We start from the raw sequence: 24,201 nt of genomic DNA, 5'->3' as shown, positions 1-24,201 counted from the left end.
CAAACTTCACCTTATAGCTAATTCTTTTCTATTACGTCTTTGTATCAAATCCCCATTTGAGGAGTTTCCATGCTCGCAATAATCATCTACGCCTTTGGTGTTATGTACAGCCCCGGACCTGCCAATATGTTGGCGCTTTTGGCTGGCGTAAATGGCCAAGGCTGGCGTGCTTTTTTGTATTGTGTCGGCGTCGGGTTGGCCATGCTGATCTTATTTCTTCTGATTGGCTATTTAGGGGGTGATATTATTCCTCTTAAATATCAATCGATTATCGCCATTTTGGGTGGAATTTATATTGCTTATCTAGGAGTGAAAATTCTGCAAGCGAGTTTTCAGCAGGCAGAGGTGAGAGCACAAGACAAGGCAGTGAGTTTTAAAACGGGTCTGATTCTTCAGTTGTGTAACCCTAAATCGTTAGTGGCCATTGTGCCGATTGTTAGCGTGCAATTTCCTCGCTTTCATATTGAAGGCAGTCAAATTGCTTTGTGGTCATTTGGTCTTGCTCTAATGGCTTGTGGGGCGCCAAGTGTGTATTTGTTGGCGGGCTCTCGGCTTAAAAACGCAGCGATTAATCCCAAGGTAATGGCCTGGGTTAACCGTGGAATGGCGCTATTGTTATTTTATGTGGCCTATCGATTTGTTTTTTACTAAGGGATATGTTGCTTAATGTCCTTTTTATTCTCATTAATTTGTCACAGACGTAGGCTATAACCTAAGTATAATGGTGTAAGGTGCCGAGCATACCGAGGATGTAGCATGTTAAGATTTTTTAAAATCCGCAATGGATTGATTCAAGAGATTTCCAAAGAAGACGAGAACTTTGCCACCCTTCAAAAAGAAGCCAACTGGATTGACGCCGCTGAGCCTGACGACGAAGAGCGTTTGCTGCTTAAAGCGCTATTAAGAACCGATCTGCCTGAATCGGACGATGTAGAAGAAATTGAAGCCTCTGCCCGTTGTTTTGTCGATCAAGCTGGCATTCATGTTCACTCTCTATTTTTGAACCAAACGGAAGGACGGCATAAAACCGCCACCGTTGCTTGCATCTTGCAGCAAGACAGACTGATCACCATCCGTGAAACAGAATTAGCTGATTTTAGGTTGTTGCGCATGCGTGCCCGACGAGGCCATATTCTGGTTGATTCACCGGCGCATTTATTGGTGACCTTGCTGGAAAACAAAGTAGAGAACCATGCGGATACGTTAGAAGATTCCCATAGACAGCTCGAAGATGTAAGTCACTTGGTGTTAGAAGATGACGAAACTGAACTGGATACCATTATCGAAAAATTAGCACGCCAAGAAGACAGTAATGGAAAAATTCGCCTTTGTTTGATGGATACACAGCGTAATATTTCCTTCTTGTTGCGCCATTTACCTAATAAGCAAGAGTATTCAGAAACGCTACGCGAGGTAATGCGTGACGTTGAAACCTTGATGTCTCATACCACCTTTCTGTTCGATAAAATCAACTTCTTGATGGATTCCACTCAGGGCTTTATTAATATTGAGCAGAACAAAATCATCAAGATTTTCTCCATTGCCTCGGTGGTGTTTTTGCCACCAACCTTGGTTGCCAGTATCTACGGGATGAACTTTGAAATCATGCCGGAGCTGGGTTTTGATTACGGCTATCCGGCGGCATTAGGTTTAATGGTGTTTTCTGCGTTTGCGCCATACTGGTACTTTAAACATCGTGGTTGGTTATAGACTGTATACGGTCATTCTATCTATTGTTACTACTTCCATAATCACCTAATCATGTAGAGTTCTGCATGATTAGGCCTGTTACTTTCTTGTTCCTAGTGAATTTATCGCTCCGCCATATCTATCTTTTTATTTAAATAATTATGTATTGAAAATGTGGTTGAGAATGACTACCATTTAATTGGTTAATATTATTCATTGGAGAGTGTCGTGGAAAATTCAGTACAGCAGAAAATAGTCGACTTTTTGCAGGTCGGTGGGCCTGTAGTTTGGATATTGATGGTTTTTTCTGTCGTTGCTCTAACCATTGTCCTATTGAAGTTATGGCAGCTGTCTTCCCTGCGTGCCGAAAGCCTTAAAACAAGTAATCTCGCCTTAAACGATTGGCGTGCTGGTAACTGCGAAGATGCGCTTGAAAAATTAGATGAGAAACGTCCTATAGATGCCTTAGTGGCTTATACAATGCGCGTGCTATTAGAGACGAATACTCAAGCAGAGTTAATTCGTGAAGAAGTAGAACGTCGTGCGATGAATCAACTTAATCAGCTTCGTTCTTATCTTCGACCTCTAGAAATTATTGCGACATTGAGCCCATTATTAGGTTTGCTCGGTACGGTATTGGGTATGATCACGGCTTTCCAGCAGATGGAAGGTGCGGGCAATCAAGTTGACCCTTCTGTTCTATCCGGCGGTATTTGGCAGGCGCTGCTAACGACCGCAGTAGGTTTGGCAGTAGCCATTCCAGTCGTAACATTACAAAGCTGGTTAGAGCGCAAGGTAGAACGTATTGCTCACAATATGAACGACGCTGTTACTCAAGTATTTACCAGTAAGCAAACAAAAGAATTAGTAGAAAAGGCTGACGAAGAGTTATTGCATGCCGCTTAATTTGTCTCAACCTAAGCGTAAGAACGCAATTAGCCTGACACCACTGATTGATGTGGTGTTTATCTTGCTGTTGTTCTTCATGCTGACCTCGACTTTTGTGCCTTGGCGACTTGTTGATACGCCTTTGTCTGTTTCTAGTGATCCACAAGATCCGGCTCAAGAAAAACCAGACAACCTTGTGCTGACGTTAAAACAAAACGACGATCAGGTTTGGGTAGACGGGCGAGCACTCCGATTTTCTGATCAATCCGCTTTTCATTCACTCATTGCAGATCATAACGAAGGTGTTTTTGTCATTAAAGCTGAAGATGGTGTGACGTTGCAAACCTTGATGCATCTTGCTGATCGCTTAAAACTCAATGGCGCAAAAACCGTTTCTATTGCGAATGCGTTTGCCATGCCGGAGTTGAAATGAAAATAGGCGAAAAATACGCCGCGAGAAACGCCAGTAACGACGACAACATGGTGCCACTAATTAACGTGGTGTTTTTGATGTTGGTGTTCTTTATGGTCGCAGGGCAAATTCAAAAAGCAGATCCTATTGCTGTCGTTCCTCCTCAATCCGTTAACGAGACCCGAGCGACAACTGACCCAAATATTGAGATCGTGCTGGGTGCGGATAATAGCTTGTATGTGGATGACGCGTTATTTGTCGTCGATGATATTCAAGCGTATTTAGAAAAATCCTTTGATTCATCATCCGATCCTGAGGCCTTTTGGGTACAAATTAAAGCCGATGGCGCTATTTCGTTAGAAAAACTACGTCCCATTTTTAATCAAGTGCGTTTAGCTGGCCTTACGAAGGTTAGCTTGGCTACTCAGCTAGAGCGAGGAAGCGAATGATTTCCACGCGCCATTGGATTATTGCGGGTGGACTTGCTGTTTCTGTCCATGCTGGTGCTTTCTACGCGGTATTTTATGCGCCAACGGAGGGTAGTCAGTCTGCAGGCTCTCAAGGTATTGAGTTTGATCTAGGTATGGTGGGCGACCTTGGCGTTGCTTCTCAAACGACAGTCGCTCAAGAAGAAAGCAAAGAAGTTGAAGAAGTTATAGAAGAGCCTATTGAAGACGTTCAAGAAGAGGTCGAGCCAGAAGCAGTGGAAGAAGAGCCTGTCGTTGAACCAGAACCAGAACCAGAACCAGAACCAGAACCAGTCATTGAGCCGGAGCCAGTTGTAGAACCAGAAATTATCAAAGAGCCTGCGCCAGTTGTTGTGAAGCAGGAATCTCCTGTGGAAGTAGTGAAGCCAGAGCCAAAACCAGAGCCAAAACCAGAGCCAAAACCAGAGCCAAAACCAGAGCCAAAACCAGAGCCAAAACCAAAACCAGAGCCCAAGAAAGAGACTCAAGTAGTAAAAAAGGCAACGTCTAAGCCTGTTGCAACGCCATCGTCAGCGAATCAGAAAGTGACCACTGGTAGCTCTAATTCAGCAACGACAGGCGGTAACCCAGGCGCAACAGCAAACTATTTTACTAAGCTAACATCGGTGTTGGCTCAGAATAAACGTTATCCAAGAGCGTCTCGCCGTCGTAATGAAGAAGGGGTTGTTTCCTTGTCATTTGTTGCGCATGCGAATGGTTCTGTTACTAATGTGGTCATTACAAAAAGCTCTGGGCATAAGCGCCTTGATAAAGCCGTATTGGACATGATTAAACGCTCAGTTCCGTTACCAGTCTTCTCTAAAGACATGGTAGAAACTGAGCTAAAAATTAACCTTCCCGTATCCTTCAAGCTCAGCGAGCTTTGATAGATAGCTGTTACTGGGCGATGAGTGTTTCTGGTGCTGGGTTTTTAGGGAGTAGCAGCCACACTTTGCCAAAATGCTTTAGCTGACCTGCATGAAAGTGCGCTTCTTCGCCAATGCCCTGATACCAATCAATATGACCTGGTCCCTTGATAGCGCCACCTTTATCTTGTGCTAACAAAAGTCGAAATTCATGACCAACTAGGTTGCCGTAAGCGTCGAGTTTTGGCACCTGTGCCAACAAGATAGAACCTAAAGGAATTACTTTCGGGTCAACAGCCGCTGAATAAAGAGGCGTTAAAGGCACATTAGCTGCACCAATTGGTGCTTTTGGCCCTTCACTGAAAAACAAATAGCTTGGGTTTGTCGACAAAATTTCGCGGTTACGGTCTGGATTATCGCTTAGCCACTGACGAATGCTCTGGGCGGAAATATGGGCTCGATCGATCTCACCCCGCTCAATAAGCTCTTTGCCTAAACTGCGATAAGCATGACCGTTTACGCCGCCCCATGACAGCAACTTCTGCTCGCCATCCTCATACTCGACGACGCCAGAACCTTGCACGTGGAGGAAAAAGTTATCGACTAAACTGGCCGTATAGGCAATTTCCAAACCTTGTCCTGCTAGGGCATTTTCAAAATCTATCTCTTCACGGGATGGGTACTTTCCTTCGGTATTCCGTTGCACAGGCTTGCGGTAAAGCGGGTAACGGTAGACCTCGTCTGGTAAATGCCGAACAGGTATAATAGGCACATAATAGCCTGTGATTTGTACGTTACCTCTTTGGTCTTGTCCCGCTAATTGATGAGCAATAAGTTGAGGTTGTTGGACTGGATTCTGTAACCAATTGTTTATTTCTTCGGCAACGATTCTTAAATCAGCCACGCTGGTATGGGTATTCTCTAAAAATAGCGTCTTATCTTGAATGCGGTTTAAGTAGGTGATCTGCTGCTGCAAACCGCTCTGAAAACTTTCGTCCGGCATCGGCAACCCTGGTGGCAGGCTTTCTTGCAAATATAATGTTTCACGCTTAAGCGCAGCGGTGTCACGGCCGTTGTTTTCGAAGTCATTGGAACTGTCTATTTCATTCACGCTGCAGCTGCTAAGGAACACGAAGGAGGCAAGACAAAGTGGGCGAAGTAGAAAGCGGTATTGTGCTTTAGTGGGTAGCAAGTGTCGTATAAAAAATGAAAAAATCATAAGCCCTATTTCTATAAAATAAATCGGTAAAGTAACTGAGTGTCATGTTTTGACCGCACAGAAAGAGCGAGGTTCATCTTGAATTTTTATAGAAGTGAAAGCAATCATTAGGAGGGAGTTTTACACTTTATCAACGCACTGCCGCCTAGAACATTAAATACTCGTAGGCTTGTCTTAGACCGATGAATACATCTTGATCACCGCCTCTGTCTGGGTGATGTTTCTGAGCCAGCTTTCTGTATTGCTGTTTAATGTCTGATTTGCTGGGATTCGAGGTTTTTAATTGTAGTGTCTTGAGGGCCGAGTCTCTATTGCCCGGTAAGCTGATGCCTTTGTAAAAACTATTCAGTAGCTGTGCTACGGCGTCTGCGTCAGTTTTTTCGTATTCTTCCCAATCAAGGTAGTAAGCAGCTAACTTTGCGTCTACGCTATCGCTTAAATTAGTACTGGCAGAGCGCTGAATTTGCGTTGCACTGAGTAGGTTAATACGTAATGCGCTAATATTTAGCAGGAGATTCTCTTCTTGCCATAAACTGCTTTGCAGCTGATACAAGGCATTCATGATTAGAAAATGCTGGCGGAAAAGTTGTAGGTTCATATCGTCGGCGAGCTGACTGAATTCGGGTAATTGCTCTTTTAGTGTCTTAAGAATATCGAATTCACTGATACCATCAGGGTGAAGTCGTAGGATTTCGAGGATAGGGCCGACTAAAGGGTTTTTCATATCTGTCTCGTCTGCTTAGGCATTAATTCATTACAGTGTATGTTACGAACCTAAAAAGGGTCAAAGTTGCGACGGGTATTTTTTAATAACGGGATATTGAAAAAGACAAAACTATGTTGTGGATTATAGTAATACTGGGCGTTATAACATTGATCGTTGGGCCAAGCGCATGGGTGAAATTTACCTTGAAACGTTATGCAACGGACCGTGAGGACTTACCTGGAACAGGTGGAGAACTGGCGACGCACTTGGTAAAACGCTTTGAATTAAACGAGGTTAACATTGAGACCACACAAGAAGGCCACGACCATTTTGATTTTGGACAACATATCGTTCGTCTCAGCCCTAGCGTGTTTAATGGGCGCTCTTTAACTGCCGTTGCTGTGGCGGCTCACGAAGTAGGGCATGCCATCGCCCACGAGAAGAAGCAAAAGATCTCTCATCTAAGCACGCGCTATTTGCCCTTGGCGCATTTTGCTCGTCGTATTACCGCTGGGTTATTAATTGGTTGGCCCGCCTTGAGCTTGCTGCTACATATTCCCTACGCTGTGCCTTTGCATGCTTTGGTTGTTGGTTTATCCGGATTATTAGCGGTCATCGTGCAGCTAGCGATACTGCCAGAAGAATGGGACGCCAGCTTTAATAAAGCACTTCCCATTTTAAGAGAAGGCAACTACATCCCACAGGAAGACCTACCCAAAGTGAAGAAAATCCTCACCGCCTGCGCCATGACCTATGTCGCTGCTGCTTTGATTAAAGTGCTATTTGTGTGGCGCTGGTTTAAACGCTAGTGCTTTGTGTTTCCACATGACTCGAACCAAACGGCGTTTCTCTTCGAAACTATCGCCTACCTCATCAAAACGCCGTTTGGTTCTCATTGTATGGATGCGTTAAGCCTTGTAGGTTGGATGAGGAAGGCACGACCGTCATCCGACGTGTTGGTGTAAGTCGCGCCTTCAGGCCGACAGATCTCTTCATCACAAGACTCGAATTTTTTGAAAAACAATCTTTCAAGACCTGTCACAAAAAAGGCATGAAGTTCGCATAAAATCGTCTTACTATAAAAACTGACTTTTTGGTTAGTATTTTTTAATCAGAAAGATCTTTGTGAATGGAGTATTTTCATGACGTTTTTTGTTCCTAAGGGCGCGACTATGTTCGCCTCTTCTTTGCTGTTTGCTGCGATGGCGCAGGCTTCGACTATTGACTTGCGAGTCATGGAAACTACGGATATTCACATGAACTTAGTGGATTACGATTACTACGGCGATAAGCAAAGTGATGCGGTCGGGTTGTCTCGTGTGGCGACCTTGATCAAAGCCGCACGTGCAGAAGTAACGAACTCTGTATTGGTGGATAACGGTGACTTATTGCAGGGCACACCATTGGGTGATTATGTGGCGAAAGGCCGTGTATTGCGCTTCGGTGAAACGCACCCGGCGTTTAAAGCAATGAACCTGTTGGATTACGATGTGGGTAATATCGGTAACCACGAATTTAACTATGGCTTAGACTTTTTAATGAAAAGTTTAAGTGGCGCTAATTTCCCTTATGTTAACTCGAATGTGTATGTAGACGACGGTGACAACGATGCATCTAACGATCAGCCGTATTTCCAGCCTTATCTGATTCAAGACAAAACCTTCGTCGATTCTGACGGCAAAGAACAAACGGTCAAAGTAGGTTACATTGGCTTTGTGCCACCACAAATTATGACGTGGGATAAAGACAATTTAACCCATAAAGTCATCGCCAAAGACATTATCGAAACCGCCAACAAATACATTCCTGAAATGAAAGCCAAAGGCGCGGATGTGATTATCGCGATTCCGCACAGTGGCATGATGAATTCCCCTTATATGAAAGGCGAAGAAAACGCGTCTTATCATCTTGCAAAAGTCGATGGCATTGATGCGATTTTGTTTGGTCACTCGCATCGAATATTCCCTGGCGACAAGGCATTAGCCGCCTTTGAAGGTGTGGATGGCGAAAAAGGCACGGTATTTGGTAAACCTGCAACTATGCCCGGCTTTTGGGGTTCTCACCTTGGGGTGATTGATCTGACGCTTGAGCCTGCTGGCAATGGTTGGAAAGTCGCCGATGGCAAAGCAGAAGTTCGTGCCATTGCTCGTCGTGAAGGCCGTAAGACTGTGCCATTAGTCGAAGCGGATGCGGCAGTGAATAAGGCGATTGAAACGGAGCATGAAGGCACACTAGCCTATATGCGTCGCAAAGTGGGCGAATCCACGGCTGACATCAATAGTTTTTTTGCGTTGGTGCAAGATGACCCATCCATCCAGATAGTCAACAATGCGCAGATTTGGTATGTGGAAAATATTGTTCGTGGTACGTCTTATGAAGGCTTGCCTATCTTATCTGCTGCCGCGCCATTTAAAGCCGGCGGTCGTGGTGGTCCAGATTATTACACGGATGTACCAAAAGGCGATATCGCCCTGAAAAATGTCAGTGATTTGTACATTTATCCGAATGACCTAAAAGTCGTGAAATTGACCGGTGCGCAAGTGGTGGAATGGTTAGAAGCGGCTGCCGGCCAGTTTAATCAAATCGATGCTAGCTCTGCTAAGTCACAAGAACTGGTAAATCAATCTTTCCCAACTTATAACTTTGATGTAATCGACGGTATCTCGTACAAGATCGATGTCACCCAGCCTGCTCGTTACAATGCGGACGGTGAGGTGGTTAATAAAGACGCACATCGCATTACCAAGGCGATGTTTAACGGTGAACCGTTAAGAATGAAAGATGAGTTCTTGGTGGCAACCAACAATTATCGTGCGGGCGGTGGTGGCCATTTCCCTAACCTTAATGGCGAGACCATTGTTATTGATGCGCCAGATAAGAACCGCGATGTGGTGGCAAATTACTTATTGAGCCAGACAACCATAAATCCAGCGGCCGACGGTAACTGGACGTTTGCGAGTTTCGGTAAAGCGAAGGTGTTGTTTACTACGTCGCCAAAAGCCAAAGAGGCAGCGAGTAAAAACATGTCCTACCAGTCTTTAGACGACAATGGTTTTGCTGTGTTTCAGATTAAATAGCTGAATTGAAATAACGGCTATTGAAATAGAGCGAAGCGCTTAAACGAAAAACGCCTGCTAGGATTTAGCAGGCGTTTTTTTATGGGCTTTTTTACTTTGTTATTAGCGCTGCTTAGTTTCAAATTCTGGATGAATCCAAACGGGCGCATCTAAGCTTGGTAACGCTGCTTTGCCAAGAATCATGTCGGCGGCTTTTTCTGCCACCATGATGGTTGGCGCATTCAAGTTACCGTTGGTGATGGTCGGGAAAATAGACGAATCCACCACGCGAAGGCTTTCGATACCGCGCACTTGGCATTGCTCGTTCAGCACGGCCATTGGGTCGTTGTCATCGCCCATCTTACAAGTACAAGATGGATGATAAGCACTTTCGACGTTTTCTTTTACCCACTGGTCGATTTCTGCATCACTTTGGATGTTCATACCCGGCTGAATTTCATCGCCACGGTAATCGTCTAGCGCAGATTGTTGCAGCACTTCACGAGTTAGGCGAATCGTATCGCGCCAGTCTTGCTTGTCTTGCTCGGTCGAAATGTAGTTGAACAAGATACGAGGCTTTGCCGCTGGGTCAGCGGATTCAATCCACACTTTTCCTCGGCTTTCAGGTTTGTTTGGACCAACGTGTACTTGGAAACCATGGCCTTCCACCGCTGCTTGACCATCGTAACGCATGGCAGCAGGCAAGAAATGGTATTGGATATTTGGTGCTTTCAGGCCTGCACGAGAGCGAATAAAACCACAAGATTCAAAGTGGTTAGTCGCGCCAAGGCCCGTTTTGAAAAGCATCCAGCGGGTACCGATCAAGCCTTTGCTGATCAAGCCAAGCTTGCTGTTTAGCGTTACAGGCTGTTTGCAGTAGTACTGGAAGTAGACTTCCAAATGGTCTTGCAGATTTTCACCTACGCCCGGTAATTCGTGAAGCACTGGTACGCCGGCTTTATCTAAGACGTCTTTCGGACCTATGCCAGACAGTTGTAATAACTGTGGTGAGCCAACTGAGCCAGCCGATAGAATCACTTCTTTGCTGGCGATAGCTTGCTGAGTTTGGCCGTTTTTGCTGAACTCTATACCTTTGGCGCATTTGCCATCGAGGATGACTTTGTGGCTAAGCACACCGGTTTTTAGCGTTAGGTTAGGGCGTTGCATGGCACGACGTAAATAGGCGTTAGACGTAGAAGCACGTACACCATTTTTCACCGTCATGTGCATTGGGCCAAAGCCTTCTTGGCGGTAACCGTTGTAGTCGTCGGTTTTGCCGTAACCTGCTTCTTCGCCAGCATCGATAAAGGCTTGGTAAAGCGGGTTGTAGGTCATGTCGTTGCCGTTGTTGGTCGACAATGGGCCGTTGCCACCACGGTATAAATCCGCGCCGCCTTTCCATGTTTCGGCTTTTTTGAAGTAAGGTAGGCAAGTTTGGTAATTCCAGCCTTTAGCGCCGTTTTCTTCCCATTGGTTGAAATCACAGGCGTGGCCACGTACATAGACCATGCCGTTAATAGATGACGAACCGCCTAATACTTTGCCGCGTGGACAATGCATTTCGCGACCATCAAGACCTGGCTCTTTGTCTGTGTGGAACTGCCACGCGTATTTTGTCGTGTTCATTGGATAAGACAAGGCGGTTGGCATCTGGATAAAGATGCTCTTATCTGAGCCGCCCATTTCCAGTAGCAATACCTTGTGTTCGCCACTTTCTGTCAGTCGGTCTGCCAGCACACACCCTGCGGAGCCAGCACCGACGATAATGTAATCGTACGTTTCGTTTGCCATGACCTTTCTCATCTATTAAAAGTTAAGCGACCCGCCTAGTAAGGGCTTTGAATGTCGTTCAGATCGACAAAGACGCTTTTGTTTTGAGTGTAGTGGTACAAGGTCTCGATGCCATTTTCACGACCGATACCAGATTCTTTGTAACCGCCTACTGGCATTTCAGCGGGTGAAGCACCCCATGAGTTGATCCAGCAAATACCGGCTTGTAGCTGGTTAATTACACGGTGAGCGCGAGCGAAGTCTTTAGTAAATACGCCAGCGGCCAAGCCTAGCTTGGTGTCGTTAGCACGAGCGATGGCTTCGTCTTCGTCGGTGAAGCTAAGTACAGACATTACTGGGCCGAAGATTTCGTCGCGAACTTGTGGCATGTCGTCGGTGCAATCCGTGAACACAGTCGGAGCAACAAAGGCGCCTTTGTCTAAGCCGTTTTCCGTGACTTGGTAACCACCACACAATAATGTCGCGCCTGCGTCTTTAGCGGCTTGAATGTAGCCAAGTACTTTTTGCATGTGGTCTTTGGAAATCAAGGCACCCACTTGCGTGTCCATGTCCATCGGGTCGCCAATGATCATAGCTTCGGTGCGTTCTTTTAATTCCTTGGTGAAAGCGTCCAACATGTCGGCGTGAACGAAAACTCGAGTACCATTAGTACATACTTCGCCTTGGGTGTAGAAGTTGGCGAGCATGGCGGCAGAAACGGCTTGATCTACTGGCATGTCAGGGAAGATGATCATAGGCGATTTACCGCCAAGTTCCATGGTCACTTGCTTCAAGGATTGCGCAGAAGCCGTCATGACTTTTTTGCCTGTGCCCACTTCACCAGTGAAAGAGACTTTGTCTATCCCTGGGTGAGCTGTGATCATTTGACCGGTGCGAGCATCGCCTTGAATGACGTTGAAAACGCCATCGGGCAAGCCTGCTTGGGTAAATATTTCAGCTAATTTAAGAGCGGTAAGCGGCGTTTCTTCGGATGGTTTGAAGATCATGGCGTTACCCGCTGCCAGCGCTGGGCCAGATTTCCACATGGCGATTTGAATTGGGTAGTTCCATGCGCCAATGCCAGCGCAAATACCTAATGGCTCACGACGAGTGTAGAAGAAATTACCATTGCCAAGGTCTTGGTAATCGCCTTGGATCTTGTCGGTCAGACCTGCGTAATATTCGATTACGTCAGCGCCTGTTTGAATGTCTACGCAAATAGCTTCTTGAAGTGGCTTGCCTGTGTCTAATACTTCTAGACGGGCAAGTTCTTCGTTGTTTTCACGCAATAGTTCCGCAGCTCTTTTTAGAATACGGCCGCGCTCTACTGGGCTCATTGCTGCCCATACTTTTTGACCTTGTTTTGCAGACTCTACAGCAGCATCTATTTCAGCTTGTCCTGCGTGTTCGACTGTTGCAATCACTTCGCCTGTGGCTGGGTTGATCGTCTCAAAGTGTTCTCCGCTGGTGGATGCATGGTAGCGGCCGTGAATGTATTGCTGCTGATGTGCCATGATGTGCCTCTTTAAGTCTGTTTTAACGACTCTGTTTAGAGTTGTTAAGGTATTTGATTTTTTATTAAACGCGCGTTCAATAAAAACAATTGTACATATTTTGGCTATAAATTGCAGCTCGAATCCATGAATTAGTGTCTTTGAGCAAAAAAATGACGTTATGGTGTCCGCTGTTAAGGGCGAATTTGAGAGGAAAAAAGAGGGAAATCGAGAGGTTAACGCCTCCACGTGAAATATGGAGGCGCAAGTATATTTTTCTTAGCAATGATGTTATTTAAAGGCTAATAACACCATTTGAATCATAACTAATAGGGCTTGGTACATAATCGTCGGCCATTTCATCGTTGAGCCATTCTGTACCATCAAGCACATATCTAAACTGATAAGCCGTGTCTATATCCAAATTAAGTGTTGAAACAAAGACGCCAGATTTTTGCTTTTTCATCAGGTTAGCTGTGCAATCCCAATTGTTGAAGTCTCCCACCAAAGCGACATTTTTTGCATCACCGACGGTTTCTGCAGGCAGTGCAAATTTCACTTTGCATTCGGGTTTTGTCTTTAAGTAGGTTTTCTCAATCATGTCCAGCTCCGTTATCTTTGACAGAAAAGTGGGTGAAGGCTACGACAAAAAGCCTGAAGGATAATAGTTTAAGTAAGCAAGGCTTACGCCATATTTTTTAACTGATTAATCTATTTAAAGAAATATATTAAGCCTTGCAATAAAGCGATTATTTATATTGGTTTTAACGTCTTGAATGTGTAGGTAGCGCGCCATTTTGGGGCCTATTATCGACACAAACTTAAGACGAAAATTCACAATTTAAGCGAGGTAAATGACCTACACTTTAAAGACACCAACAACAATAACGAGGTGTTTTTATGGATATTCAAATGATCGTTCTTATTGTATTAAGCGTAATGCTGATCGTGAAAATTATCTATTTAGCGTTTTTCAAGCGCCCTGAGCAACACCATAGAGAGCGTTCGAATAGAAACCATTCACATGGGCACCAGCACGATCATCGTTAGTGTTGAATGCCGTCATTGTGTCCTCGGTAGCGTTTATTTTTCGCTTCTTTGACAGTATTTAGGTCTACTAGGACCAAGCCGTCCACGCAGTAGCCAAAGTCTGAATCGACGCCAAAGTCTAAGAAGCGAACTCCGCCCGTTTCGCACAATTCACTGTATTGTTTGAACAGTGTTGGTACGCTGGCGCCAAAGTGGCTGAGCTGCTCTTTTAGTATCCTAAAGTCTTCTTCATAGTTATCACCGCTGAACATGGCTGAAATAATATCAGCGTGTTCTGTGTTAACTTGATAAGGCGTGAAAGAGCGCGCTAAGTGTTCTTTATCGGCATAATAGAGTTTGTAGAAAGAGACAATAAAGTCTTTTGCCACTTGCGGGTAGCTGTTGCTTAAGCTTACAGGGCCAAACATGTAGCGAATTTCAGGGTGTCTGTCTAAATAGGCGCCAATTCCATACCACAAATAATCTAAGCTACGTTTGCCCCAATATTTTGGTTGGATAAAGCTACGCCCGAGCTCAATACCTTGTTCAAAATAAGGTTCCATATCGCAAGAGTATTGGAATAATTCAGCACTGTAGATACGGTTTGGTGTATCCGACTTCATGTAGCGTGCGACTTCGCCAATACGATAAGCGCCAACAATTTCTAGCTCTTCTTCATCCCATAGAATCAAATGGCGATAGTATTGGTCGAACTTATCTAAATCTGAACGCTCGCCAGTACCTTCACCCACTTTTCTAAAGGCAATTTCGCGTAAGCGCCCAATCTCTTTCATCGTCACCGACATTGGGTCGTAATCAAACAGGTAGATTTGCTTGTTATCTTTGGTACTGCCAAGGTGTTCGGCTATTTTTAGTTCTTGTTTGATCATCTGCCTATTTTGCGGATGCTCAACGGTCTTTTCGGTTTTAAGTAGCGGTTTTTTGCCTTTGGCAATACGGTATAAATGGCGCTTTACGAGTTTGTTTTTTTCTTTATCGCTAAGTGGTAGTTGTGCCAGCTCTTGAATTGGAATGGCTTGGCCAACTTGCATGGGGATTTTTCGATTGCGCTGACGAAACATTTCGTTAGCGAGCTGAATCGTCGAGAGCGGACGATATAAAAGAGAGCTGGTGTAAAACAGCATGGAATTGCGTCCGCCAATATGAACTGGCAATAATGGGCTGTTGGTCTTTTGCGCCAGTTTTAAATAATTCTGATTCCATTGCTGATCTTTCACGCCGCTTGGTGACATACGCGACACTTCGCCTGCGGGGAAAATAATGACAGCTTCTTCGTTATGTAGGCAGCTCATGATAGCTTTTAACTGCTGACGTCCGGTTTTTCCACCGAGGTTATCAACGGGAAGAACAAGCTGTTTTAAACCATCAAATCCCATTAGCATATCATTGGCGACGATTCTCACATCAGGGCGGATTTCACCAATCAAGCGTAGTAACGCTAAGCCATCTAAAGCACCAAGAGGGTGGTTAGCGATAATCATAACGCGACCACTCGCAGGTATGTTTCGTCGATCAACTTGGCTGACGTTATAGCTAAAGTTGAAATGATCCAGAACACGATCAATAAATTCGAAGCCGACACAGCCGTGGTTTTTTTCCAAGAAATGGTTGACCTCACTTTCGTGGAATAAGCGTTTTAGCACGCTTAACGTTGGGCGAGTGATTAACGGGCTTTTATCGAAAAATTGAGGGGATTTACTGGCAATCATTTGCTCGACTTGTATCACAGTGGTGCTCCGCTCTAATAAGTTTTTAGGTATCTTATTAGTGAGAGTAGAGCGTCAATATGACAGTGTCGTGACGTTTATGTGGCGAATATATTACGCGCTATAAACAAATATTATAAAAGGATAGGATTGGTTAGAGTGCACAAATGGTTAGCTTGCAGGGGTATTGTCTTCGTCTGTTTTTTCTTCAAATTTGTAGAAAAAGTTCCATAGGCAATAAACTGTAATGCCTGCTGAAATCATGGCCCAGATTGGTTCGTTTGCAACCCATTCAACAATGGCCCAACCAGCACAAAATAAGGTGGTAACAACTCGACGCCATTTAGGGCGAAAAAACGCGCGATCAGATTCAGAGAGCATACTCTTCCAGTTCCAATTGAATAGGTAATTATCTGCGACAATAGCAAGGGATATCTACAAGAAGTAAAATATCCCTATAGCTTATTGAGCTTTCGCCTTGCTATTTCCTAGGGAAATATGACGTGATCCTGTTAGCTGAGATTGTCCGCTAACCCCTGAATCGATTTTATCTATCTGCCCACCACGAGCAAGAAACTCTTGCATTTGCTTTTCAATGGATTCCGAAGTTTCCGAAGCAGCCGGCTGTTTCTTCTTAGTTGCCATGATAAATAGTCCTTGTTTTTAGATTGAACAAGGACTATACCAGATTTTCACAATATTTGCTTGTTATTGGCTAACGTCTGCAATCGTGTGTCTATCTTTTACTGCACGGCGCCACGAAATATTGCTTTATTGCGGTGAGTAAGGGTGATGTCGACGAATGATTGGGTTCAATAGTCGTGTTAACCATCCCGTGAATTCAATAGGCGCATCCAAGACAGTAAGACAAATACACTCTGCGTCTTTGGTGACGATGGGTTTGTGCTTATGACTGGCGTCCCGATTAATAAAGTCGCCTTGGCGATACACGCCGCTTTCATCGGAAAAAGCACCTTCTAACACTAGGGTAATCTCATCACCTGTATGAGTGTGAGTTGGCATATGTGCGCCAGCTTTGACTCGTGTTAGAGCAACTTGTGCGCCCCCTTCTTCATTGTAGAGTGTGGCAATTTTAAACGACGGCGATAAGCGCATCCAGTTGAGGTCATCGTAACTGCTTTTGATGAACTGACGCAGGCTGCGAGGAATACGGTAATCATCATTCCAACTTTGTGCTGGCACTTCTGATGTTTCCGATTTGTCGAGATCGACGGGCTCCGGCTGCTCCGCTAACTTTTGGAAGAAGCTGTCTTTTAAACTGCTAAGGCGACGGTTCTCGGTCTTGGCCTGTTCAAACAGGTGTGATCCAAGCATTTCGAGTTTGCGAATTTGCTGTTGGCATTCTTGGCAATGTTCTATGTGTGTAGACACACACAGAGAATGCGCCAGAGGCAATGAGCCAGCTGCATAATCGGTCAATGTTTCAATCGATGGATGGTAGTTAATCATCGATACTACCTCTTTACGTAAATAGTGAGTTTGTGCAAAGCGAGACGGACACGAGATTTTATCGTTCCAAGGGGAAGTGATAATTCTTCTGCCGCTTCCTTGTGGGTTTTGCCTTCTAAATAGACTTTTGCCAAAACCTGCTTTTGATCCTTGGGTAATTTATCTAAACCTTGTTGGATCCGTTCTTGATCTCTTTTTTGCTGAGCATCTTTAAATGGGTCTGCATTTTCGTCGACCACGTTTTGCCAGAGAAATTCTGGGTCGATATCAGACTGGTGTCGGCTGTTCTTACGCAAATAGTCGATACGGGCATTTCTTGCCAAGGTGAAAACCCAAGTATTAAGCGACGCGGACTCTGGCTTATAAGTGTGTGCTTTGTTCCAGATACGAATCATCACTTCCTGGGCGATATCATCGGCCATTAAATTTGCGCCAGGCTGAGCCGCAAGACAGAAACTTCTGATCTTAGGAACATAGTAATCAAATAGGCGTGTAAGAGCTGCTTGGTCTCTTGCTTCAGCAACGGCATGCATGTCTGCAGCTCGTTCTTCGTCATATTCTAGTTGGGTTACGCGTTCCATTTTGGCTCCAATAATGAAAGCTATCTCGACGCTTTGTGTGCGTTATAAATGTATTTACGTCATATAAATAAATGTGGATCACTTTAATGATCAAAAACAATTTAAAAAGAATGATCCAAAGTTCATTGGTTTGCGTTTAATCCTTATAACCAAACACCTGACAAGGTAACAGCTAAGGTAAGTGATGAATATGGCGGACGCGAAAATGGATCCCAGTTCTTTGTTAATAGAGCGCTTCAAGGCCTTCTATCTCGATGTTAAGCATCCACAGCTGGATAAAATTGATGAAATATACACAGAAGATGTGTTGTTCAAAGATCCCGTCCATGAATTGCGTGGTGCTGAAACCTTGCATGCTTATCTTTCTGAAATGTGCGCCAATGTTCATAGTGGGCGTTTTGAATATTTGGATCAGACCGTGTCTGAAAACACGGCATACATTAAATGGAATATGCATTTTAAACACCCTAAATTGGGCAACAAAACCATCACAGTGCGCGGTATTAGTCAGGTGCAATTTGATGAACGTATTTATTTTCACGAAGACGTTTATGATCTGGGGCAATTAATCTATGAGCATGTGCCTTTATTAGGTTTTTTTGTGAAAGGGTTAAAAAAGCGTTTGGTGATGTAGGGAGGGTATTCAGATGAATCAAGCAATTCAAAAAGACGTAGTATGGATCACAGGTGCCAGTTCTGGCATTGGTTTAGCGCTTACAAAATGCTTTTTAGACGCAGGTTGGAAGGTGATTGCCAGCGCAAGAGGGCAAGGCGAGCTGACCTCATTGATAGATGCCAATGAAAACCTTTCTTTTGTTCCTTTTGATATGACAGACGAAAGCCAAATGGGTGCTGCTCGTGAGGCGTTAAGTGCCCATACTGATAAATTAGATTGTGCGGTACTGAATGCTGGAACCTGTGAATATTTGGATATGACAGACACTGATCCAGATTGGAAAATGATGGATCGAATCATGTCAGTGAATTTTATTGGCTTAGTGAACAGCGTCGAAGTGTCTTTACCGTTACTAAAAAAGTCACCCCGCGCGCACCTGGTTGGGGTGAGCTCACAAGCTGTACAAGCCGCATTTCCTCAAGCCGAAGCCTACGGAGCCAGTAAAGCAGCGATTCGATACTTTTTGTCTTCTTTAAGAATGGACCTAAAGCAATTCAATGTAGATGTGACTTGTTTGTTACCCGGCTTTGTCGACACGCCATTAACGCAGAAGAATACTTTTGATATGCCGTTTCTGATGTCCGCTGACGATGCGGCAAAACGTATGTTTACGGCTTTAGGGTCGCGGCCTTTTGAATATGCCTTTCCTAAGCGCTTGACCGCCATGTTGTGGCTAGGTCGACATTTTCCAAAAATGTGGCTCTCTAAGTTAGCGCCTAAAAAAACATCTAATACATCAGCCTAGCTGGGTAATGACAAATTACGTTTTAAGGGGACAATGAGTGAAAATTGCCATTATTGGATCAGGGATTTCCGGATTAACCAGCGCTTATCTTTTGCAGCAACAACATGATGTCACCGTATTTGAATCTGCAGAACGTATTGGAGGTCATACCGCCACCGTCAATGTAGAAGAAAGCGGTAAAACTCGTGCTATTGATACCGGTTTTATTGTATTTAATGATTGGACTTACCCTAACTTTATCCGTTTGATGGATGAGCTGGGCGTGAAATCAAAACCAACAGAAATGAGCTTCAGCGTAAGTTGTCAGCGTACTGGGCTGGAATACGGCGGGAATAATCTCAATACTCTGTTTGCGCAACGCCGTAATTTGTTGAATTTTTCTTTTATCGGTATGTTAAAAGACATCTTACGCTTTAATAAAGAAGCCATCCTAGACTTAGAAAGCGGCCTATTGAAAGAAGGCGTGACGCTTGGTGAATATCTAAAAGAAAAAGGCTACGGCAGTCGGTTTGCGAGTCATTATCTCATTCCTATGGGCAGCGCTATTTGGTCATCTACTTTAGATGAAATGATGGACTTCCCTTTGGTATTTTTTGTTCGCTTCTTTAAAAATCATGGCTTACTGAGTGTGAATGATCGCCCGCAATGGCGAGTGATTGAAGGCGGCTCGTCTGCGTATTTAAAGCCTTTAGTGTCTAAATTCGAAGACAGAATTCAGCTGGGCGCGGATATATCGAAAGTAGAGCGTTCAGCTGAAGGCGTGGTGATACATTTTGCTGATGGTTCTACACAAGATTTTGATCAAGTCGTGTTTGCTTGTCACAGTGATGAAGCGTTGGCGTTACTGGCTGATCCTTCAGCAGATGAGCGAGCAATCCTGTCAGCTATTCCTTACCGCAACAATGATGTGGTACTCCACACTGACACAAGATTATTACCAAAGAAGAAATTGGCATGGTCGAGCTGGAATTATCACTTGGGTTCTGATCGGACTAAGCCCGCAACGCTAAGCTACAACATGAATATTCTGCAGCACTTTTCTAGCGATACGACCTATGTGGTGACATTGAACCAGACTGATATGATCGCAGAAGACAAAATAGTTGGGCGCTTTCAATATTCTCATCCTACTTTTACCTTAGACGGCATTAAAGCACAGGACCGTTGGTCAGAGATTAATGGTGTTAACAAAACCTGGTTTTGTGGTGCTTACTGGCGTAATGGCTTCCACGAAGATGGTTGTTGGAGCGGTGTTCGCGTCGCAAATGGATTGGGTATTTCATGGTAGATTTTGTTCCTAAGCACAGTGCTATTTATCAGGGTACGGTGCGCCATCGTCGTTTTACACCTCGTACTCATGCCTTTCGGTATCGTGTCTTTATGATGTATTTCGATTTAGATGAGCTAGATGATGTGCTGGCGATGAGCCCTTGGTGGTCAGTTAAGCGCTGGTCTTTGGCTCGATTTTCCCGAAAAGATTATTTTGGTGATGAATCTGCGTCGATTAAGGGCGCAGTTTTGGCTGAAGTGAACAACCGCTTGGGATTGAAACTAACCGGTCCAGTGCGCATGTTGACCAACTGCCGCTACTTTGGCTTTATCATTAATCCCATTACTATTTATTACTGCTTCGATGAAAATGAACAGCTGCAAGCTATGCTGCTGGAAGTAACCAATACCCCTTGGAATGAAAAAATCGCTTATGTTTTAAAGAGTGATCCAAGTCTGCAAAGCCAACGTATCCAATTTAATAAGGGAATGCATGTGTCTCCATTTCACCCAATGGAACATTTCTATGATTGGCGAAGTAATACACCTCACCAGAAACTGGCAGTACATATGCAGAATAAAGAGCGAAAAAATGAGCAATGTGTGTTTGATGCTACGTTATCACTGACTCGGCAGCCACTCACACCTCGTTCCATGGCGACGGTATTGTTTAATTATCCTGTGATGACCATGAAGGTGGCATTCGGAATATATTGGCAAGCACTTAAGCTTTGGGTGAAAAAAGTGCCTTTTTATTCACACCCCAATTCGTCTTCTACAACGACTAAATAAGACGATTATATTAATAATTAGCCAAACACATTAGGAGACCAATAATTATGAACTCCGTTAGTATGAGTGATCAAAAAGTGATAAAAAATCGCACAGCAACATGGTTTGATAATCTAGCGCGCAAGATGGTTTTTACAATGTTGGGCCGATTAGAGATAGGTCATCTTACTTTAGAAGAAAACGGTGAAACCTATACCTTTGGCGAGCCGAAGGATGATACTCAATACATTGCTCATATTCATGTTCATGATATTCATGCTTACCGAGATGTGTTTTCAAACAGCAGTATAGGCGCTGGTGAAGCCTATATGAAAGGCTGGTGGTCATCTTCTGACATTGTGTCTGTTATTCGTCTGATGGTTGCTAACCTGAATCTTATTAATAAAATGGACGCCAAACGTCCTATCTGGAGCCGTGTTGCAACCAAAATTATTCACAAGTTGAATGCCAATACAAAGAAAGGCTCGAAAGATAATATTTCGGCCCACTATGATTTGGGTAATGATTTTTTCTCATTGTTTCTCGACCCTACCATGATGTATTCCTCAGCGGTTTATCCTCAGATTAACTCTTCTTTAGAAGAAGCCTCGGTCAATAAGTTGGATCGGATTTGTCAAAAGTTACAACTGAGTGATAAAGATCATCTTTTAGAGATTGGTACTGGGTGGGGCGGTATGGCGATTCATGCTGCTAAGCATTATGGCTGCCAAGTAACGACAACCACAATCTCAAAAGAACAATATGAATTCGCTAAGGCGCGTGTAGCGGCTGAAGGTTTGCAAGACAAGATTACTCTATTGCTTGAAGACTATCGTGACCTGCAAGGCCAATATGACAAGCTAGTGTCGATCGAAATGATTGAAGCCGTTGGTCACGAGTACTACGACAGTTATTTCTCTAAATGCAGTGCACTATTAAAACCTCATGGTGTGATGGTTATTCAAGCCATTACTATTGCCGATCAGCGTTATGACTATGCGCGTCGCTCTGTAGACTTCATTCAGCGTTATATTTTTCCCGGTGGCTGTTTACCGTCCAATCAAGTAATTGCTCATAAAATCGCCTCCAAAACCGACATGCAAATTGTCGGACTAGAAGACATTACTGAGCACTATGCGAAAACCTTGGCTGACTGGCGAGCGCGTTTTCATGCTGCGCGTCATGAAGTCTCCGATATGGGCTTCGATGACGTGTTTTGTCGTATGTGGGACTTTTATCTTGCGTATTGCGAAGGCGGCTTTAAAGAGCGTGCAATCAGCACAGGGCAGTTTATTTTTGCTAAGCCTGATCATCGCTTGTCGATAGAAATAAGATAGAGATCGCCATGAAACGTTTTGGTAATGCCATTTTATTCCAAATTGTCTGGTTTATTTGTGTATTGGCTGGAAGCGTTTGGGCGCTTGTTGCCACGATTGTTTATTTGCTCATACACGATCGTTATTTTATGCATACGCGCAGGGAATTGCGTTTGTTGGTCTTGTTTCTTGGGCTTGGTGTTTTGATAGACGGTACGTTATTTCAAATTGGATTGTTCTCGATGACAGCCACATCAACAGGAGACAATCTTTTACCTCCTGTTTGGCTGTTGTGTCTTTGGATAAGTGTTGGAACCTTGTTTGCACATAGCTTGTCGATGTTACGTTCCCGTTACTTGTTGATTGCTCTAATGGGCATGATAGGGCCACCTCTAAGTTATATCGCAGGGGCTAAATTATCAGGAATTACATTGGCTGAACCCATATTTTTGACATTGTCTGTGGTGGCGTTAATTTGGGCGTTGATACTGCCTTTAGGTATGTGGTTTGGAGAAAGATGGACAATCTTCTCGGAGGAAAGTGAAAATGGCTAAGATGGAAAGGTCAAAAAAATTATCGCTTAACTGTGTTCCAGTGCTGATCACAGGGGCGCTTTTGTTTACTTCATTAAGCTCTGCAGAAACTCTTTCAGAGAGCCCGGCCGACCCTACAATTTCCAAAGTAGTAGGCAGTGCTTACAGTTTAGATGACAAGACGCTACTGTACCGAGAGACTCATACGAAACAGAGTGATTCAATTTACACTGTGGAATATTCAGAACCAGATGGTCAGGTCTTTGCGACCAAGTCGTTAGACTCTTCCAAGTCGTCAATTGCGCCTAGTTTTTCTCAATTGAATGAGCGAAACGGGGAAAAAATTGATGTCTTACAGTCAGGCAAAAAGCTCGAAATCAGCTACCAAGAAAATAGTCAGGCGAGCTTAGAAAAAGACTCAGTACCTTTGGTTCCTGGAGTCGTAGTCGATGCTGGCTTTAATGCTTTTGTTACGCAATATTGGGACACTTTAATTACAGGCAAAGAAATGGATATTGAATTTCTTGTGCCAAGTAGACAGTCAACTTATAGCTTTCGTTTTGGTAAATCAGACTGTATTGACGGAACTGAAAGTGGTGTTACCTGTTTTTCTTTGAAGCCTGTTTCTTGGTTCGTGAGAATGGCTGTCGACCCTATTGTCGTCGCGTACGACTCAGAAAATAAGCGTTTGCTGCGTTTTACGGGGCGAGCCAACATCAGTAATGAACAAGGCAAATACCAAAACGTCGATATCCAGTACCGTTACTTTTAAATAACACTTTTAGGCTTCCAATTTTTAAAGGAAATATTATGACGAATGTTTGTCGCTCCATCATGGTTAAAATCTCAGCGGTATGTTGCTTGTTATTGCTAACGGCATGTTCGACACCTGATGTGTCTTTATACGCTAAAAATGAGCCTAAATTCGAATTGCAAACCTTCTTTTCTGGTTCTCTTACCGCTCACGGAATTTTAAAGAATCGTAGCGGTGAAGTGACCCGTTATTTTAATGCCACGTTAGAAGGTAGTTGGGATAATGGGGTTGGTACTCTCGCTGAAGTTTTTGTATTTGATGATGGCGAAGTGCAAGAAAGAACTTGGATTATGACCCCAGACGATCAAGGGCGTTATTCGGCTACTGCTAATGATGTGGTAGGCACTGGTGATATTAAAATTGCTGGTAACTCCCTGTTTATGAACTATGTTCTACAAGTGCCTTACGATGGTGATTTGCTAGAAGTGAATGTTGATGATCGTATGTATATGGTCAAAGAAGGTGTGGTAATTAATGAGTCTGTAATGAAAAAGTTTGGTGTAGAGGTGGGATATTTATCAATTGTGATTGAAAAAACAGCTCGCTGATTGAATCGTTTATTTCAGCAGCTTCTATATACATCTAAAGAAAATGCTCTGTATTTTATGTTATATATGAAAGACTACCATTAGGTAGTCTTTTTTTTAACTTTTATTTATTAAAAAAATTCTATCGGTGAACCGAGATAATGTAATGTTAGTTAA

General features: G+C 43.9%; 26 protein-coding genes. 16 read left to right on the top strand and 10 right to left on the bottom strand.

Going from position 1 to position 24,201, the window contains the following annotated elements; translation table 11 throughout:
* The first annotated feature begins 69 nt into the window (after positions 1-69).
* From JSY38_RS07805 to JSY38_RS07780, 6 genes are all read left to right on the top strand, one after another.
* On the top strand, positions 70-651 hold the full coding sequence (locus JSY38_RS07805; RefSeq protein ID WP_205116325.1) for a LysE family translocator: 582 nt from the start codon (positions 70-72) through the stop codon (positions 649-651).
* A gap of 105 nt (positions 652-756) precedes the next feature.
* On the top strand, positions 757-1,710 hold the full coding sequence (gene corA, locus JSY38_RS07800) for a magnesium/cobalt transporter CorA (RefSeq protein WP_205116317.1): 954 nt from the start codon (positions 757-759) through the stop codon (positions 1,708-1,710).
* A gap of 207 nt (positions 1,711-1,917) precedes the next feature.
* A complete protein-coding gene (locus JSY38_RS07795) occupies positions 1,918-2,595 on the top strand; it encodes a MotA/TolQ/ExbB proton channel family protein (RefSeq protein ID WP_181858506.1) in 678 nt (225 codons plus the stop codon).
* Positions 2,585-3,010 carry an ExbD/TolR family protein gene (locus JSY38_RS07790; RefSeq protein WP_205116315.1) on the top strand — a complete coding sequence of 142 codons (426 nt, stop codon included), beginning with the start codon at positions 2,585-2,587 and terminating at the stop codon, positions 3,008-3,010. Before JSY38_RS07795 ends, JSY38_RS07790 begins: the two co-directional genes overlap by 11 nt.
* Positions 3,007-3,438, top strand: coding sequence for an ExbD/TolR family protein (locus tag JSY38_RS07785; protein WP_205116313.1), 432 nt, complete (start codon positions 3,007-3,009; stop codon positions 3,436-3,438). The genes JSY38_RS07790 and JSY38_RS07785 overlap by 4 nt, the downstream gene beginning before the upstream one ends.
* The gene (locus JSY38_RS07780) at positions 3,435-4,343 is read left to right on the top strand and encodes an energy transducer TonB (protein ID WP_205116311.1); all 909 of its coding nucleotides are present in this window, start codon (positions 3,435-3,437) and stop codon (positions 4,341-4,343) included. The genes JSY38_RS07785 and JSY38_RS07780 overlap by 4 nt, the downstream gene beginning before the upstream one ends.
* Before the next feature lie 10 nt (positions 4,344-4,353).
* On the opposite strand, the gene mltA is transcribed toward JSY38_RS07780, so the two are convergent.
* Positions 4,354-5,433, bottom strand: a complete 1,080-nt coding sequence (gene mltA / locus JSY38_RS07775; protein WP_239544433.1) for a murein transglycosylase A — start codon at positions 5,431-5,433, stop codon at positions 4,354-4,356.
* A gap of 253 nt (positions 5,434-5,686) precedes the next feature.
* Positions 5,687-6,265 carry a DNA-J related domain-containing protein gene (locus JSY38_RS07770; protein ID WP_114411518.1) on the bottom strand — a complete coding sequence of 193 codons (579 nt, stop codon included), beginning with the start codon at positions 6,263-6,265 and terminating at the stop codon, positions 5,687-5,689.
* A 113-nt stretch (positions 6,266-6,378) separates the two neighbouring features.
* On the opposite strand from JSY38_RS07770, the gene JSY38_RS07765 reads away from it, so the two are divergent.
* Together JSY38_RS07765 and JSY38_RS07760 are read left to right on the top strand one after the other, a co-directional pair.
* Positions 6,379-7,056 (top strand): zinc metallopeptidase, encoded by a 678-nt coding sequence (locus JSY38_RS07765; RefSeq protein ID WP_205116310.1) that lies wholly within the window; start codon positions 6,379-6,381, stop codon positions 7,054-7,056.
* A 333-nt stretch (positions 7,057-7,389) separates the two neighbouring features.
* The gene (locus JSY38_RS07760; RefSeq protein WP_205116308.1) at positions 7,390-9,324 is read left to right on the top strand and encodes a bifunctional 2',3'-cyclic-nucleotide 2'-phosphodiesterase/3'-nucleotidase; all 1,935 of its coding nucleotides are present in this window, start codon (positions 7,390-7,392) and stop codon (positions 9,322-9,324) included.
* A 102-nt stretch (positions 9,325-9,426) separates the two neighbouring features.
* Here JSY38_RS07760 and betA read toward each other — a convergent pair whose 3' ends face one another.
* The 8 genes from betA to JSY38_RS07720 all read right to left on the bottom strand — a co-directional run bounded on the left by betA (position 9,427) and on the right by JSY38_RS07720 (position 17,373).
* Positions 9,427-11,094: a choline dehydrogenase gene (gene betA / locus JSY38_RS07755; protein ID WP_205116306.1), complete on the bottom strand. Its 1,668-nt coding sequence runs from the start codon at positions 11,092-11,094 to the stop codon at positions 9,427-9,429.
* 35 nt (positions 11,095-11,129) lie between these two features.
* The gene (gene betB, locus JSY38_RS07750) at positions 11,130-12,587 is read right to left on the bottom strand and encodes a betaine-aldehyde dehydrogenase (RefSeq protein ID WP_205116299.1); all 1,458 of its coding nucleotides are present in this window, start codon (positions 12,585-12,587) and stop codon (positions 11,130-11,132) included.
* A 274-nt stretch (positions 12,588-12,861) separates the two neighbouring features.
* Positions 12,862-13,167, bottom strand: a complete 306-nt coding sequence (locus tag JSY38_RS07745; protein ID WP_114411524.1) for an isoamylase early set domain-containing protein — start codon at positions 13,165-13,167, stop codon at positions 12,862-12,864.
* 445 nt (positions 13,168-13,612) lie between these two features.
* Entirely contained in the window at positions 13,613-15,343 is a 1,731-nt protein-coding gene (gene olsF / locus JSY38_RS07740; RefSeq protein WP_205116297.1) for a bifunctional ornithine lipid synthase OlsF, read from the bottom strand.
* 150 nt (positions 15,344-15,493) lie between these two features.
* Positions 15,494-15,703: a hypothetical protein gene (locus JSY38_RS07735; RefSeq protein WP_114411525.1), complete on the bottom strand. Its 210-nt coding sequence runs from the start codon at positions 15,701-15,703 to the stop codon at positions 15,494-15,496.
* 81 nt (positions 15,704-15,784) lie between these two features.
* Entirely contained in the window at positions 15,785-15,967 is a 183-nt protein-coding gene (locus JSY38_RS07730) for a hypothetical protein (RefSeq protein ID WP_114411526.1), read from the bottom strand.
* A gap of 126 nt (positions 15,968-16,093) precedes the next feature.
* The gene (locus tag JSY38_RS07725; protein ID WP_205116291.1) at positions 16,094-16,792 is read right to left on the bottom strand and encodes a ChrR family anti-sigma-E factor; all 699 of its coding nucleotides are present in this window, start codon (positions 16,790-16,792) and stop codon (positions 16,094-16,096) included.
* Between the two features lie 5 nt (positions 16,793-16,797).
* Complete coding sequence (locus tag JSY38_RS07720; protein ID WP_114411528.1) at positions 16,798-17,373, bottom strand: RNA polymerase sigma factor; 576 nt, start codon at positions 17,371-17,373, stop codon at positions 16,798-16,800.
* 190 nt (positions 17,374-17,563) lie between these two features.
* Here JSY38_RS07720 and JSY38_RS07715 point away from each other — a divergent pair, with 190 nt between their 5' ends.
* The 8 genes from JSY38_RS07715 to JSY38_RS07680 are packed head-to-tail and all read left to right on the top strand — an operon-like array spanning position 17,564 to position 24,045.
* Positions 17,564-18,007, top strand: a complete 444-nt coding sequence (locus tag JSY38_RS07715) for a nuclear transport factor 2 family protein (protein WP_239544431.1) — start codon at positions 17,564-17,566, stop codon at positions 18,005-18,007.
* Between the two features lie 13 nt (positions 18,008-18,020).
* On the top strand, positions 18,021-18,794 hold the full coding sequence (locus JSY38_RS07710) for an SDR family NAD(P)-dependent oxidoreductase (RefSeq protein WP_205116289.1): 774 nt from the start codon (positions 18,021-18,023) through the stop codon (positions 18,792-18,794).
* 37 nt (positions 18,795-18,831) lie between these two features.
* Positions 18,832-20,082, top strand: coding sequence for an NAD(P)/FAD-dependent oxidoreductase (locus JSY38_RS07705; protein ID WP_205116281.1), 1,251 nt, complete (start codon positions 18,832-18,834; stop codon positions 20,080-20,082).
* Positions 20,076-20,855 (top strand): DUF1365 domain-containing protein, encoded by a 780-nt coding sequence (locus JSY38_RS07700; RefSeq protein WP_114411532.1) that lies wholly within the window; start codon positions 20,076-20,078, stop codon positions 20,853-20,855. The genes JSY38_RS07705 and JSY38_RS07700 overlap by 7 nt, the downstream gene beginning before the upstream one ends.
* A 47-nt stretch (positions 20,856-20,902) precedes the next feature.
* On the top strand, positions 20,903-22,171 hold the full coding sequence (locus JSY38_RS07695; protein WP_114411533.1) for an SAM-dependent methyltransferase: 1,269 nt from the start codon (positions 20,903-20,905) through the stop codon (positions 22,169-22,171).
* Positions 22,172-22,179: 8 nt separating this feature from the next.
* Entirely contained in the window at positions 22,180-22,704 is a 525-nt protein-coding gene (locus tag JSY38_RS07690) for a DUF2878 domain-containing protein (protein WP_114411534.1), read from the top strand.
* Positions 22,697-23,455 (top strand): hypothetical protein, encoded by a 759-nt coding sequence (locus tag JSY38_RS07685; protein ID WP_239544428.1) that lies wholly within the window; start codon positions 22,697-22,699, stop codon positions 23,453-23,455. The genes JSY38_RS07690 and JSY38_RS07685 overlap by 8 nt, the downstream gene beginning before the upstream one ends.
* 38 nt (positions 23,456-23,493) lie before the next feature.
* Positions 23,494-24,045 (top strand): DUF3833 domain-containing protein, encoded by a 552-nt coding sequence (locus tag JSY38_RS07680; protein ID WP_205116279.1) that lies wholly within the window; start codon positions 23,494-23,496, stop codon positions 24,043-24,045.
* Positions 24,046-24,201: the final 156 nt, after the last annotated feature.

It is taken from the genome of Marinomonas foliarum (assembly GCF_016906065.1).
In the GTDB taxonomy this organism is placed as follows: Bacteria; Pseudomonadota; Gammaproteobacteria; order Pseudomonadales; family Marinomonadaceae; genus Marinomonas; species Marinomonas foliarum.
This window is presented reverse-complemented; position numbering and strand designations above follow the sequence as displayed.